Annotated in this window: 14 protein-coding genes and 1 pseudogene; 14 read left to right on the top strand and 1 reads right to left on the bottom strand. The window is 71.0% G+C overall.

The annotated features are described in order from the left end of the window. The first annotated feature begins 23 nt into the window (after window positions 1-23). From lepA to recO, 6 genes are all read left to right on the top strand, one after another. Window positions 24-1,832, top strand: a complete 1,809-nt coding sequence (gene lepA / locus FPZ22_RS11535) for a translation elongation factor 4 (protein ID WP_144893118.1) — start codon at window positions 24-26, stop codon at window positions 1,830-1,832. A gap of 37 nt (window positions 1,833-1,869) precedes the next feature. Then, on the top strand, window positions 1,870-2,664 hold the full coding sequence (gene lepB, locus FPZ22_RS11540) for a signal peptidase I (protein ID WP_144893120.1): 795 nt from the start codon (window positions 1,870-1,872) through the stop codon (window positions 2,662-2,664). Between the two features lie 61 nt (window positions 2,665-2,725). Beyond that, window positions 2,726-3,106, top strand: a complete 381-nt coding sequence (locus tag FPZ22_RS11545; RefSeq protein ID WP_144893122.1) for a DUF4845 domain-containing protein — start codon at window positions 2,726-2,728, stop codon at window positions 3,104-3,106. Next, the gene (rnc, locus tag FPZ22_RS11550) at window positions 3,093-3,773 is read left to right on the top strand and encodes a ribonuclease III (RefSeq protein WP_144893124.1); all 681 of its coding nucleotides are present in this window, start codon (window positions 3,093-3,095) and stop codon (window positions 3,771-3,773) included. The genes FPZ22_RS11545 and rnc overlap by 14 nt, the downstream gene beginning before the upstream one ends. After that, window positions 3,770-4,693: a GTPase Era gene (gene era, locus FPZ22_RS11555; RefSeq protein ID WP_144893126.1), complete on the top strand. Its 924-nt coding sequence runs from the start codon at window positions 3,770-3,772 to the stop codon at window positions 4,691-4,693. Before rnc ends, era begins: the two co-directional genes overlap by 4 nt. A gap of 32 nt (window positions 4,694-4,725) precedes the next feature. Next, window positions 4,726-5,472: a DNA repair protein RecO gene (gene recO, locus FPZ22_RS11560; RefSeq protein WP_144893128.1), complete on the top strand. Its 747-nt coding sequence runs from the start codon at window positions 4,726-4,728 to the stop codon at window positions 5,470-5,472. On the opposite strand, the gene FPZ22_RS11565 is transcribed toward recO, so the two are convergent. Next, on the bottom strand, window positions 5,451-6,173 hold the full coding sequence (locus FPZ22_RS11565) for a response regulator (protein ID WP_168198993.1): 723 nt from the start codon (window positions 6,171-6,173) through the stop codon (window positions 5,451-5,453). The two genes, recO and FPZ22_RS11565, sit on opposite strands and share 22 nt — an antisense overlap. A 34-nt stretch (window positions 6,174-6,207) precedes the next feature. Between FPZ22_RS11565 and FPZ22_RS11570 the strand changes: the two genes are divergently transcribed. The 8 genes and pseudogenes from FPZ22_RS11570 (at window position 6,208) to FPZ22_RS11605 (ending at window position 13,536) form a co-directional block, all read left to right on the top strand. After that, window positions 6,208-8,223, top strand: coding sequence for an intermembrane phospholipid transport YdbH family protein (locus FPZ22_RS11570; protein WP_144893132.1), 2,016 nt, complete (start codon window positions 6,208-6,210; stop codon window positions 8,221-8,223). Window positions 8,224-8,242: 19 nt separating this feature from the next. Then, window positions 8,243-8,887, top strand: a complete 645-nt coding sequence (locus FPZ22_RS11575; protein WP_144893134.1) for a YdbL family probable chaperone protein — start codon at window positions 8,243-8,245, stop codon at window positions 8,885-8,887. A gap of 31 nt (window positions 8,888-8,918) precedes the next feature. Next, complete coding sequence (gene rlmD / locus FPZ22_RS11580) at window positions 8,919-10,247, top strand: 23S rRNA (uracil(1939)-C(5))-methyltransferase RlmD (protein WP_144893136.1); 1,329 nt, start codon at window positions 8,919-8,921, stop codon at window positions 10,245-10,247. A gap of 84 nt (window positions 10,248-10,331) precedes the next feature. Next, the gene (locus FPZ22_RS11585; protein ID WP_144893138.1) at window positions 10,332-10,847 is read left to right on the top strand and encodes a CYTH domain-containing protein; all 516 of its coding nucleotides are present in this window, start codon (window positions 10,332-10,334) and stop codon (window positions 10,845-10,847) included. Window positions 10,848-10,859: 12 nt separating this feature from the next. Further along, window positions 10,860-11,862 (top strand): annotated as a pseudogene (gene nagZ, locus FPZ22_RS11590) (beta-N-acetylhexosaminidase). Further along, window positions 11,859-12,419 (top strand): hypoxanthine-guanine phosphoribosyltransferase, encoded by a 561-nt coding sequence (locus FPZ22_RS11595; RefSeq protein ID WP_144893140.1) that lies wholly within the window; start codon window positions 11,859-11,861, stop codon window positions 12,417-12,419. Before nagZ ends, FPZ22_RS11595 begins: the two are co-directional and overlap by 4 nt. 27 nt (window positions 12,420-12,446) lie before the next feature. After that, window positions 12,447-13,226, top strand: a complete 780-nt coding sequence (locus FPZ22_RS11600) for an S-methyl-5'-thioinosine phosphorylase (RefSeq protein ID WP_210412665.1) — start codon at window positions 12,447-12,449, stop codon at window positions 13,224-13,226. A gap of 103 nt (window positions 13,227-13,329) precedes the next feature. After that, window positions 13,330-13,536: a cold-shock protein gene (locus tag FPZ22_RS11605; RefSeq protein WP_144893142.1), complete on the top strand. Its 207-nt coding sequence runs from the start codon at window positions 13,330-13,332 to the stop codon at window positions 13,534-13,536. Window positions 13,537-13,680: the final 144 nt, after the last annotated feature.

Here is a 13,680-nt window from a genome sequence, read left to right on the forward strand (position 1 = left end):
ATTCCGGCCGCCGACTGCTGCCCATGCCCCCCGAATCGATGCGGAACATCCGCAATTTTTCCATCATCGCCCACGTCGACCACGGCAAGTCGACGCTCGCCGACCGCATCATCCAGCTGTGCGGGGGCCTGACTGCGCGCGAGATGGAAGCGCAGGTGCTCGACAACAATCCGATCGAGCGCGAGCGCGGCATCACCATCAAGTCGCATTCGGTCTCGGTGCCGTACACGGCCCGCAACGGCCAGACCTACCACCTCAACTTCATCGACACCCCCGGCCACGTCGACTTCAGCTACGAGGTCAGCCGTTCGCTGGCCGCCTGCGAAGGCGCGCTGCTGGTGGTCGACGCCGCCCAGGGCGTGGAAGCGCAGTCGGTCGCCAACTGCTACACCGCGGTCGAGCAGGGGCTGGAAGTGGTGCCGGTGCTCAACAAGATCGACCTGCCCACGGCCGACATCGAGCGCGCCAAGGCCGAGATCGAGGCGGTCATCGGCATCGACGCCAGCGACGCGGTCGCGGTCAGCGCCAAGACCGGCCTGAACGTGGAGGAGGTGCTCGAGGCCATTGTCCACCGCATCCCGCCGCCCGAGCCGCTGGACACCGACAAGCTGCAGGCGCTGATCATCGATTCCTGGTTCGACAACTACCTCGGCGTGGTCAGCCTGGTGCGCGTCATGCAGGGCGAGATCAAGCCGGGCGACAAGCTGCTGGTGATGTCCACCGGCCGCAGCCACCAGGTCGACAGCGTCGGCGTCTTCACCCCCAAGCGCAAGGTCACGCCGCACCTGCGTGCGGGCGAGGTGGGCTGGATCACCGCCAGCATCAAGGACGTCCACGGCGCGCCGGTGGGCGACACCCTCACGCTGGCCAACGACCCGGCGGCGAAGCCGCTGCCCGGCTTCCAGGAAATGCAGCCGCGCGTGTTCTCCGGCCTGTTCCCGGTCGACGCCGAGGACTATCCCGACCTGCGCGAGGCGCTGGACAAGCTGCGCCTGAACGACGCCGCGCTGCGCTTCGAGCCCGAGAGCTCGGAGGCCATGGGCTTCGGCTTCCGCTGCGGCTTCCTCGGCATGCTGCACATGGAGATCGTGCAGGAGCGCCTGGAGCGCGAATACAACCTCAACCTGATCACCACCGCACCGACCGTGATCTACGAGGTGCTGATGACGGACGGCGAGGTGATGCCGCTGGACAACCCGGCCAAGCTTCCGCCGGCCAACCTGATCGACGAGATCCGCGAGCCGATCATCCGCGCGAACATCCTCACCCCGCCCGACTACGTCGGCAACGTCATCACGCTGTGCGAGGAGAAGCGCGGCAGCCAGGTCGGCATCCAGTACCTGGGCAGCCAGGTGCAGGTCAGCTATGAACTGCCGATGGCGGAAGTCGTGCTGGACTTCTTCGACCGCCTGAAATCGGTCAGTCGCGGCTATGCCTCGCTGGACTACCATTTCGTGCGCTTCGACGCCGGTCCGTTCGTGCGCGTGGACACGCTGATCAACGGCGACAAGGTCGACGCGCTGTCGATCATCGTCCACCGCAGCCACGCCGACCGTCGCGGGCGCGACCTGACCGAGAAGATGAAGGAGCTGATCCCGCGCCAGCAGTTCGACGTCGCCATCCAGGCCGCGATCGGCTCCCAGATCATCGCCCGGACCACGGTCAAGGCGCTGCGCAAGAACGTGCTGGCCAAATGCTACGGTGGCGACATCAGCCGCAAGAAGAAGCTCCTGGAAAAGCAGAAGGAAGGCAAGAAGCGCATGAAGCAGGTCGGGCGCGTCGAGATCCCGCAGGAAGCCTTCCTCGCGGTGCTCCAGGTGGACAACAAGTGACGGCGGGCCGCGGGCGCGCCAAGGACAGGGTGCGCGCATGAAGTGGTTCGAGATCGGGCTGGTCGTCCTGACCTTCGCCTCCGGCATCATCTGGCTGCTCGACCGGCTGTTCTTCGCCAAGGCGCGCAGGGAGCGTGCCGGGCTGCTGGACGACGGCCGCGATCCGGTCGTGGTCGACTACGCCAAGGCCTTCTTCCCGATCCTGGCGGTGGTGCTGGTCCTGCGCAGCTTCGTGGCCGAGCCGTTCCGCATCCCTTCGAGCTCGATGATGCCGACCCTGCTGGTCGGTGACTTCATCCTGGTCAACAAGTTCGCCTACGGCCTTCGCCTGCCGATCAACAACAGGAAGGTGGTCGGGATCGGACTGCCGGAGCGCGGCGACGTGGTGGTGTTCCGTCCGCCCGCATACCCGGACCAGGACTGGATCAAGCGCGTGGTCGGCCTGCCCGGCGACCATATCGCCTACCGCGACAACGTGCTGTACGTGAACGGCGAGGCCTCGGCCTACCAGACCATCGGCCAGTACGTCGGCAAGGGCCGGGGTGAGGAGATGACCGGTGCAACCCTGCTGTCGGAAAACCTCGGGGGCGATGGCCGTCACGAAGTGCTCGAGATCGAGAGCCCGCTCTTCGCCAGCCACGGCGCGGGCGAGTGGACCGTGCCGGAAGGCGAGTATTTCGTGATGGGCGACAATCGTGATAGAAGCGACGACAGCCGCTTCTGGGGAACGCTGCCGGAGTCGCAGCTCCGCGGCAAGGCGTTCCTGGTGTGGATGAACTTCGACGGTGCCGCCGGCGGCGTCGATTTCGGCCGCATCGGCACCCGCCTGTAACGTCGGTGGAGCCGGCCCGGCGCCAAATGACCACTGCATCGGGATCGAGGGGAAAAGGGCAATGAGAAATTCACAACGTGGCATCACCCTGCTCGGGTTCATCATCGTGCTGGCCGTGGTGGGCCTGTTCGCCTACGTCGGCATGAAGCTGTTCCCGATGTACTCGGAGTACTACAGCGTGCGCTCGGCGATGAAGGGCCTGGCCAGCGAGCCGGGCATCGCCAACACCGACCCGCGCAAGATCCAGGACCTGTTCTTCCGCCGGCTGTACATCAGCTACTCGGAAAACGTGAAGCCGGAACACGTCAAGATCAAGCGCGTCGGCGCCGGCTGGCAGATGGACGTCAAGTACGAGGTCCGCAAGCCGCTGATCGCGAACCTCGACGTGGTGGGCAAGTTCGAGTCCACCCAGATGCTGACCAGGACCGGTGCGGTCGACTGATGCCGGGGCGCGCATCGCGGGGCACCTGTTCCGCGATCCCGCGCTGCTTGCGCAGGCGCTGACCCACCGCAGCGCCGGCGCGCCGCACAACGAGCGCCTTGAATTCCTCGGCGATGCCCTGGTCGGGCTGATCGTCGCCGAGGCACTGTACCTGCGCTGGCCGAAGGCCGACGAGGGCGCCATGACCCGGGCACGCGCCGAACTGGTGCGGGAGTCCTCGCTGGCCCGGATCGCGCGCAGCCTGGAGCTGGGGGCGCGCATCACGCTGGGCCCCGGCGAGATGAAGTCCGGCGGGCACCGCCGCGACTCCATCCTGTCCGACGCCCTCGAGGCCGTGATCGGTGCGATCTACCTCGACGCCGGCTTCGAGGCCTGCCGCGCCGCCGCACTGCCCCTGTTCGAAACCGCCATCGCGGCCCTGCCCGCCGGCGGCTTCGGCAAGGATCCCAAGACACGGCTGCAGGAATGGCTGCAGGCGCGCCAGCGCCCGCTGCCGGGCTACGAGCTGCTGTCGGAAAGCGGGGAAGAGCATGCCCGTACCTTCCACGTCCGCTGTCTGCTGTCCGAGCCGGCGCTCGAGGCCGAAGGCAGCGGCAGCTCCCGCCGCGCCGCCGAACAGGAGGCCGCGGCCGCGGTCCTGCTGAAACTGGAAACCATGAAGCCATGAATACTCAAGCCGCCCCCCGCAGCGGCGCGGTCGCCGTCGTCGGCCGACCGAACGTCGGCAAGTCCACCCTGGTCAACGCGCTGGTCGGCGCCAAGGTCAGCATCGTCTCCAACCGCCCGCAGACCACGCGCCACCGGCTGCTGGGCATCGCCACCTTCCCCGGCGGACAGCTGCAGCTGGTCGATACACCCGGCATCCACCGCGGCGAGCGCAGCCAGTCGGCCACCGCGATGCACCGGATGATGAACCGCGCCGCGCGCGGCGCGCTCGAGGGCGTGGACGCCGCGGTGCTGGTGGTCGAGGCCGGGCGCTGGGACGAGGAGGACACGCTCGCCTACGATGCCCTGCGCGACGCGAAGGTGCCGGTGGTCCTGGTGGTGAACCAGGTCGACCGCATCCAGGACAAGACCAGCCTGCTGCCCTATCTGCAGAAGGCGACCGAAGGCCGCGACTTCGCCGGAGTGCATCCGGTGTCCGCGCTCAAGCGCACCGGCCTGGATGCGCTGGTGGCCGAGCTGCTGGCGCTGGTGCCCGAAGGCCCGCCGGCCTTCGACGAGGATGCGATCACCGACAAGAGCCAGCGCTTCCTCGCCGGCGAACTGCTGCGCGAACAGCTGATGCGGCAGCTCGGTGCGGAACTGCCGTACTCGACCACGGTCGAGATCGAGTCCTTCAGCGAGGAACAGACGAAATCGGGACCGATGGCGCGCATCGGCGCCGTCATCTGGGTGGAACGCGAGGGCCAGAAGGCGATCGTGATCGGCAAGGGCGGCGCGCGCCTGAGGGAGATCGGCACCCGGGCCCGCATGTCGATGGAGCGCCTGTTCGGCTGCAAGGTGTTCCTCGAGACCTTCGTCCGCGTCCGCGCCGGCTGGTCGGACGACGAAGCCGCGCTGCGCAGCTTCGGCTACGACGACTGATCCGTCCCGCGCCGGCGGGGGACAATGGCGCCATGCGCATCCTCGGCGAGCACGCCTACGTCCTCCACGCCCGGCCCTGGCGCGAGACCAGTCTGCTGGTGGAGGTGCTTGCGGCGGAGCAGGGCCGCCTCGGCCTGGTCGCCCGAGGCGTGCGCGGACCGAAGCGCCAGGCGCTGCGCGCGGCGCTGCAACCGATGCAGCACGTCCGCTTCGATGCCGTGCTGCGCGGCGAACTGGCCCATCTCAACGCCGCCGAGGCCCTGGACGCGGCGCCGCGCCTGCAGGGCGAGGCCATGCTGTCGGCGCTGTACGCCAACGAACTGGTGCTGAGGCTCGCGCCCCGGCAGGATCCGCAGCCCGAACTCTACGCAACCTACGGCGAGCTGCGCGCGCGGCTGGGCGCGGGCGAGCCCCTGGCCTGGACGCTGCGCCGCTTCGAGCGCGACCTGCTCGACGCCATCGGCGTCGGCCTCGACTATGCGCACGAGGGCGACGGCGGGCCCCTGGATCCGGCGGCCCGCTATCGCCTGGACCCTGGTCAGGGCCCGGTGCGGATGCACGGGGAGCGGGCGGGCGAGCGCGGACGCAGCGCGACCGGGCGCGCCCTGTTGGCGCTGGCCGCCGACACTCCGCCGCCGGTGGAAGACCTGGGCGGCCTGCGCCGCGTCCTGCGCGAGGTGCTCGAGGCGCATCTGGGCGGCAGGCCGCTGGCGTCCTGGCAACTGCTGGGCGAGCTCGGCCGGGTGGCCGCGACGCCTCAGGGCAGGGACAGCTCCTGAGCCGCGGCGTCGAGCGACGTCAGCGCCTGCTCCGACGCCGGGGCGTCCTGCAGCGCCGCCACCGCCTGCCCGAGACGGGCGGCGCCCACGAAGCCGCAGCTCGCTCGCAGCCGGTGCAGGACCTCGAGCAGGCCGGCGTGGTCGCCATCCCGAGCACAGGCCAGCACGCGCGCATGCGTGGCGGGCAGTTCGTCGAGGAACAGCCGCCGCAACGCGTCCACGTGCGCGCGCTCGCCGTTGAGCGCGCGCAGCGCCGCCGCATCGTCCCAGACGGGAAGCGCAGCGCCCGGCGTCCCTGCCAGCGCTGCCGGCCAGGCTTCGGCAACGCGCGGCGCACGCTGTGCGGCCAGGAGCCCGGACAGGGCCGACCGCAACGTGTCTGCCTGCAGCGGTTTGACCAGCACCGCCTCGAAGCCGGCCTCGTACAGTGCGCGGTGCAGCGCGTCGTCGCGGGCGGCGGTGTGCGCGATCGCCGGCGTGGCCAGTCCGCGTCCGCGCAGTTCGGCCAGCAGACCGGCACCGTCGCCGTCCGGCAGGTGGGCATCCACCAGCCACAGCGAGTAGGCGATATTGGTGACCTGGGCGTGCGCGGCCGCGCGCGTGCCGACGATATCGACGCTGGCCGGCAGGGCCTCGGCCGCGGTGGCCATGAACAGGGCCGTGGTGTGGTCGTCCTCGACCAGCAGGATGCGTGGCTTCATAGACGCAAGCACTCCTGTCGTTAATCTGGCGGCCATGCCAGCCCGGATCTTAACCCTGCTCGTGCTGCTTGCGCTGTGGCCCGCGAACGCGGCCGGCGCGCGCACCCTGGTGGCGCGCGTGGCCAGCGTGTCCACGCCGGTGGCGATCCTGCAGGACGTCGAGCTGCGACTGGCGTGGCCGGACGGTGCCGCCGAGGGCGACCTGCGGATCCGCGCCGCGCGTGCGCATGCTCCGGACCTGGGCTACCGGTTCGAGGATCTGTCCTGGCGGTGCCCGCTGCGGCGCGACGGCGATGGCGGCTGGGTCTGCGAGGGCGAGCTGCGGCAGGGGCGTGGCGCCCCCCTGCGGCTGGCGCTGGCGCTGCCGCGGGATGGAGTCCAGGCCGCGCTGTCCGGCCCGGACGGCGCGCGCCTGGGCCTGCGGTACGCGGCAGCGGCGCCGGATCTGCTCGCCATCGACCTTGCGCGGGTGCCGGTGGTCTGGGCGCAGGCGCTGGCGGCGCAGGCCTGGAGCGAGGTGCGGCTGGGCGAGGGCCGGGTGGACGGCCGGATGCGCGTGCATCTGCCCGATGCCGACCCGGTGCGCGTCGAGGGCGGGCTGGTCCTGGCCGGCGGTGCGTTCGACAGCGCAGACGGCCGCTTCGCCGGCGCCGGTCTGGGCGCTGCGCTGGAACTCGACTGGCTGGCGTCGCCCGGCGCGCCACGGCTCGCGTTGGGCGGCGAACTGCGTGGGGGCGAACTGCTGCTGGGCGACGGCTACTTCGTGCTGCCGGCCCATCCGCTGCCCCTGGAGCTGCGCGCGCAGGGCGAAGACGGGGCATGGGTCCTGTCGGCATTCTCGATCCGCGATCCCGGCGTGCTGGACGCGCGCGGCAATGCGGTGCTGGAGGACGGCGGGCTGCGCGGGCTGTCGCTGTCGCTGCGCAGCGAAGACGTCGCGCCGCTGCCCGAGCGCTATCTCTCCGGCTGGCTGGGCCTGGCCGGGCTCGGCGGGCTGTCGCTGTCGGGCGCGTTCGAGCTGGAGCTGGAGGTGGAGGACGGCGCGCTGGCGGCATTCGACCTGCGGCCGCGCGCGCTTGACGTCGTCGCGCCGGACGACCGCTTCCGCTTCGAGGGCCTCGACGGCCGTGTGCGCCTGGTCGCCGAGGGCGTGGCCGACAGCGAGCTGCGCGGGCGCGGCGGAGCGATCGGCGCCATCGGCTTCGGCGCGGCGCGCTTTCCCTGGCGCAGCAGCGGCGGCGAGCTGCATTTGCGCGAAGAAGTGACGATCCCCATGCTGGACGGCCGGCTGGACGTGTCCGGACTGCGCCTGCGCCCGCGCGGGGAGGCCGGTCCACTGCTGGTGGAGGGCGCGATCGCCGTCGATGGCCTGGACATGGCGCGTCTGGCGACCGCGCTGGGGCTGCCGGCCTTCCCCGGCACGCTGTCGGGCGCCATCCCGGGCCTCCGCTACATCGGCGACCGCCTGGATTTCGACGGTGGCCTGTCGGTGCATGCCTTCGACGGCGAGGTGCGGGTGTCGTCGCTGGCGATGGAGCGACCCTTCGGCGTCGCGCCCACGCTGCTGGCCGACATCGCGCTGGACGGCCTGGACCTGCAGGCGCTGACCGGGGTCTTCGACGTCGGCAGCATCAGCGGCCGCCTGCACGGCCGCATTGACGGCCTGCGCCTGGTCGACTGGGAGCCCGTGGCCTTCGACGCGGAGCTGCACACGGAGCGGCGCCGCGGCGTCCGCCAGCGCATCAGCCAGCGCGCGGTGCAGGACATTTCCAGCGTCGGCGACGCCTCGTTCACCGCCAGCCTGCAGGGCCGGCTGCTCGCGCTGTTCGACGACTTCGGCTACCGGCGCATCGGCATCTCCTGCCGGCTGGCGAACGGGGTCTGTACCATGGCCGGCCTTCAGCCTCGCGGCGGCGGCTTTGTTATCGTCGAGGGTGCCGGGCTGCCCCGCCTGGACATCGTCGGCTACAACCGGCGCGTCGACTGGGAAACCCTGGTCGAGCGCGTGCTGGCGGCAGGGTCCGGCGATGTTTCGCCGGTGTTCGACTGATTCCAACCCGGAGGATTGCATGCGTTTGACCGGTCTGCCATTCGTCGCCGCGCTGGCGCTCACCGCCTGCGTCACCATCAACGTGTATTTCCCGGCGGCCGAGGCGCGCGAGGCCGCGCGCGAGTTCGTCGAGAACGTGATCGGAGAGGAGCAGGCCGCGCCGCCGCCCGCCGGGCGCGAGAAGGACGGCGACGGCCAGGGGATGTCCGGCGGCATGGCGCTCGCCCCGCTGCCGGCGGGCATGCCCCTGCGGGAGTCGCCCGCGTTCGATCCCTGGATCCTGTTCGGCATCGGCGCGGCGCAGGCGCAGACGCCGGACATCACCATCCGCACGCCGGCCATCCAGGCGATCCAGCAGCGCATGGAGTCGCGCTTCAACTCCACGCTGCGCCCGCACTTCGACACCGGCGCCCTGGGGTTCGCGGGCGACGGCCTGGTCGTGGTCCGGGATGCCTCGCAGCTGCCGCTGAAGGACCGCGTGGCGGTGAACGCCGCGGTGGCCGACGACAACCGCGACCGCAACGCCGTGTATCGCGAGATCGCCGTGGCCAACGGCCACCCCGAGTGGGAGTCCCAGATCCGCGAGGTGTTCGCGAAGCAGTGGGTGGCCAGCGCGCGGGCAGGCTGGTGGTACCAGCAGGGCGGCAGCTGGAAGCAGAAGTAACCCGGCATCCCCACGGACCGAAAGCAGCGCATTGGCTCGCATCGACCAGACACCCTTCGAGGCCGTGATCCTCGGGGCGGCCCATGACGGCCGGGGCATCACACGACGGCCCGAGGAGCACCCGCACGCCGGCAAGGCCGTGTTCATCGCAGGCGCCTTGCCCGGCGAGCGCGTGCTCGCGCGCCAGACCCGGCGCTGCCGCCGTTTCGACGAGGCCGAGGTGGTCGCGGTGCTGGATCCTTCGCCGGACCGCGTCGAACCGCGCTGCCCGCACTTCGGCACCTGCGGTGCATGCAGCCTGCAGCACCTGGCGCCGGAGCGGCAGGTGGAAGGCAAGGCGCGGATGCTGGCCGACTGCTTCGGTCACGCAGGGGTGGCGGCGGAGGCCGCGCTGCCGCCCCTGACCGGCGCCTCCTGGGGCTATCGACGCAAGGGCCGGCTGTCGGTTCGGCGGGTGGAGAAGAAGGACAGGACGCTGGTGGGGTTCCGCGAGCGCGATGCGCGCTTCGTCGCCGAACTCCGCGAGTGCCATTCGATCGTGCCCGGGGTCGGCATGCGCCTGGAAGCGCTTTCGAAGCTGGTCGATGGCCTGGACGCGCGCAGCGCCATTCCGCAGATCGAGTTCAGCGCCGGCGATGAGGTCACGGCGCTGGTGGTCCGCCACCTGGAACCGCTGGGGGAGGGCGACCGTGCGGCGCTGGTGGAATTCGCGCAGGAACACGGCTTCGCCATCCATCTGCAGCCGGGAGGCCTCGATACCGTCGCGCCCCTGTGGCCGACGGAGCCCCGGCTGTCGTTCCGCTTCGCGCCCTGGGACGTCGAGCTGGTCTTCGAGCCGCTGGACTTCATCCAGGTCAACGGCGACCTCAATGAAAAGATGATCGCGCACGCGCTGGCTCTGCTCGACGTGCAGCCGGGCGAGCGGGTGCTCGACCTGTTCTGCGGACTGGGCAACTTCAGCCTGCCGCTGGGCCGGCACGCGGCGGAAGTCGTGGGCGTGGAGGGCGACGCCGGGCTGGTGGCGCGCGCGCGCGCGAACGCGGCCCGCAATGGCATGGAGAACGTCCACTTCCACGTCGCCGACCTCGCCACCGATCTCTCGGCGGAGCCGTGGATGGGCGCAGGCTTCGACCGGCTGCTGCTCGATCCGGCGCGCGCGGGCGCGCTGGAACTGCTCCAGCAGCTGCCGCTGGACGGCCTGAAGCGCATCGTCTACGTGAGCTGCAATCCCGAAACGCTGGCGCGCGATGCCGCGTACCTGGTCAACGAACGGGGCTGGCGCATGCGCGCGGCCGGCGTCATGGACATGTTCCCGCATACCACGCACGTGGAGTCGATCGCGGTCTTCGAGCCGGCCTGACGGGGACATCGCGTGGGCGCGGCCGCGATATGCTGGCGGGCCGGATCGCGGCCATGGCCGCTCCTACAGGGTTGCGGAGTGGTGATGGCGATCGAGATCGAAAGGAAGTTCCTCGTGGCCGGCGACGGCTGGCGCGAGGCCGCGCACGCGGTGGTGCCGATGGCCCAGGGCTACCTCAACGACCAGCTGTCGATGGACGAGGGCCGGCAGCGCGCTTCCGTGCGCGTGCGCCTGGAGGGCGATGCCGCCTTCCTCAACATCAAGTCGCGCGAGCCCGGCCATACCCGGCAGGAGTTCGAATACCCGCTGCCGGTGGACGAGGCGCGCGCGCTGCTGGAGCTCTGCGTCGGCGGCCTGGTCGAGAAGCGGCGGCACCTGGTGCGGCACGGCGCGCACCTGTGGGAGGTCGACGAGTTCCTCGGCGACAACGCCGGCCTGGTGGTCGCCGAGATCGAGCTGGCGAGCGCCGACGAGGCCTTCGAACGTCCCGGCTGGCTCGGAGTGGAGGCCACCGACTGCCTCCGCTACTACAATCTGGCCCTGGCCGCCCGTCCGTACGCGCTGTGGAGCGACGCGGAGCGCGCGGGACCGGAAACCTGAGGAGAGAATCCCATGCTCGTCATCGGCGTCGCCGGTACCGGACTCACCGCGCAGGAGCGCGACTGGCTGCAGCACGACGCCTGCGCCGGCGTGATCCTGTTCACCCGCAACTTCGCCTCGCGCGCGCAGGTGGCCGAGCTGGCCCAGGCGATCCGCGAAGCCGCGCCGCGTCCGCAGCTCGTCTGCGTCGACCAGGAGGGTGGCCGCGTGCAGCGCTTCCGCGAGGGCTACAGCGCGCTGCCGCCGCTGGAGACCTTCGGCCGCGACTACGCACGCGATCCGGAGGCCGCGCTGGCCCGCGCCCGCGAGCACGCCTGGCTGATGGCCAGCGAGGTGCGCGCCTCGGGCGTCGACCTCAGCTTCGCGCCGGTGGTCGACCTGGGGCGCGGCAACCTCGCCATCGGCGATCGCGCCTTCTCGGACGACCCGCAGGTGGTGGCCGCCTTCACCCGCGCCTACGTCGAAGGGATGCACGAGGCCGGCATGGCCGCGACCCTCAAGCACTTCCCCGGCCACGGCTCGGTGCGCGAGGACACGCACTTCGATGACGCCATCGACAACCGCCCACTGGAGGTGATCCGCGCCGAGGACCTGGTGCCTTTCGCCGCCGGCATCGAGGCTGGCGCCGACGCGGTGATGCTGGCCCACGTGGTCTATCCGCAGGTCGCGCCGGAGCCCGCCGGGTACTCGCCGCGCTGGATCAACGACATCCTGCGCACGGAGCTGGGCTTCCCGCGGCGTGGTCTTCTCGGACGACATCGGCATGGCCGCCGCGCACGGCGTGGGCGGCATCAAGGCGCGCGTGGACGCGCACCTCGACGCCGGCTGCGACGTGGTCCTGGTCTGCCATCCGGAGCTGGTCGAGGAATCGCTGGCCGCGGTCGAGGGCCGGGCTCTCAACACCATGGCGCTGGCGGGGCTGATGGGCCGCGGCGCACTGGGCTGGGACGGCCTGCTCGCCGATGCGCGCCACGGTGCGGCCTCCCTGCGCCAGGGCGGCGGGGTGGTGGCATGAACGCGCCCGCTCTCGCCGAGGTGATGGCGGACGCCGACCTCATCCACGACCGCGAGGCGCTGGAGGACGCGATCGAAACCATGGCCGACGCCATGCGTGACGAGTACGCGGGCGACGAACGCCCGCCGCTCTTCGTGACGATCATGCATGGCGGCATGCCCTTCGCCGCGCAGCTGGCGTTCGCGCTTGGCGAACGCGGCCTGGACGTCGAGTTCGACTATCTGCACGCCACCCGCTATCGCGGCGGCACCAGCGGCTCCCGCCTGGCCTGGCTGCACCGCCCGGCGACGCCGATGCGCGGCCGCCGCGTGATCCTGGTCGACGACATCCTCGACGAAGGCCACACGCTGAAGGCCGTGGGGCGCTGGTGCGAGGACGAGGGTGCCGCCGACGTTCGCATCGCGGTGCTCGCGACCAAGGTCCACGATCGCTGCGTCGACGGCGTCTGCGCCGACTGGTCCGGCGTGGACGTGCCGGACCGCTACGTCTTCGGCTATGGCATGGACTACAACGAGCAGGGCCGCAACCTGCCCGCCATCTATGCGCTGGGCGAGTAGCCGCGCGCATCCGGAGCCAGGAGCGCCATGACGATCCAGACCGTGCCTTCCGACGCCGTGGACCCGATCGCCCTGGCGGTGATCGGCGGCACCGGCCTGTACCGGCTGGCCGGGCTCGAGGACGTCGAGGCGCACCAGCCGCCCACGCGCTACGGCGCGCTCTCGGGACCGGTCCGCATCGGGCGCCTGGCCGGCCGTCGGGTCGCCTTCCTGGCCCGCCACGGCGAGGGGCATTCGGTGCCGCCGCACCTCGTGAACTACCGCGCCAACCTGTCGGCCCTGCACGCGCTCGGCGCCCGCCGAGTGCTCGCGCTCAATACCGTGGGTGGAATCACCGGAAACTACGGGCCGCGCGTGCTGGCCTGCCCGGACCAGCTCATCGACTACACCTGGGGCCGCATCTCGACGTTCTGCGAGGAGCCGGGCAGCGAGGTGCTGCACGTGGACATGGGCGATCCGTACTCGCCGGCGCTGCGGCGCGAGGTGCTGGCCGCCGCCTTGGCCGCCGGCGTCGCCCTCGTCGATGGCGGCTGCTATGGCGCCACCCAGGGCCCGCGCCTGGAGACGCGCGCCGAGATCGCGCGCATGCGCCGCGACGGCTGCGACCTGGTCGGGATGACCGGCATGCCGGAAGCCGGGCTGGCCCGCGAGCTGGGCCTGGACTACGCCTGCCTGGCCATCGTCGCGAACTGGGCGGCGGGCGCGGGACCGCAGGTGGACGAGCTGATCACGCTCGACGACGTGCTCGCCAACGTCGCCGCGGCGTCGTCGGGGCTGCCGGTCCTGCTCGAGGCGCTGCTCGCCTGAGGTGATTGCACGGTCCGGGCTGGATTTGCATACTCGGGCGGCGCGTGCGGTGTCCCTTGCAGGCATGCGCGCGCAATCGCATCCAGACGAGGTAGGAAGAGTCATGCAATACGGCACAGTGAAGTGGTTCAACGACGCCAAGGGTTTCGGCTTCATCGCTCCGGAAGACGGCAGCGCGGACGTGTTCGTGCACTACTCGGCGATCGATTCCAAGGGCTTCCGCAGCCTCCAGGAGGGCCAGCGGGTCAGCTACGAGGTCACGCAGGGCCCGAAGGGCGCACAGGCGGCAGGGGTGTCGCCGGTCGCATAAGGGGTCAACGCAACAGCAGCACCTGTTCCAGGGCCCTGGATGTTCCGGGGCCCTTTTTCTTGGTTCTTCTCCCGATCGAGGAGACGCTCCGTTCGAGTCCGGGTCAGCCGCCACGGGCGCTCCGTTCCAGTTCTGGCCGCCCGC

The sequence above is a fragment of the Luteimonas granuli genome, assembly GCF_007795095.1.
Classification (GTDB): Bacteria; Pseudomonadota; Gammaproteobacteria; order Xanthomonadales; family Xanthomonadaceae; genus Luteimonas; species Luteimonas granuli.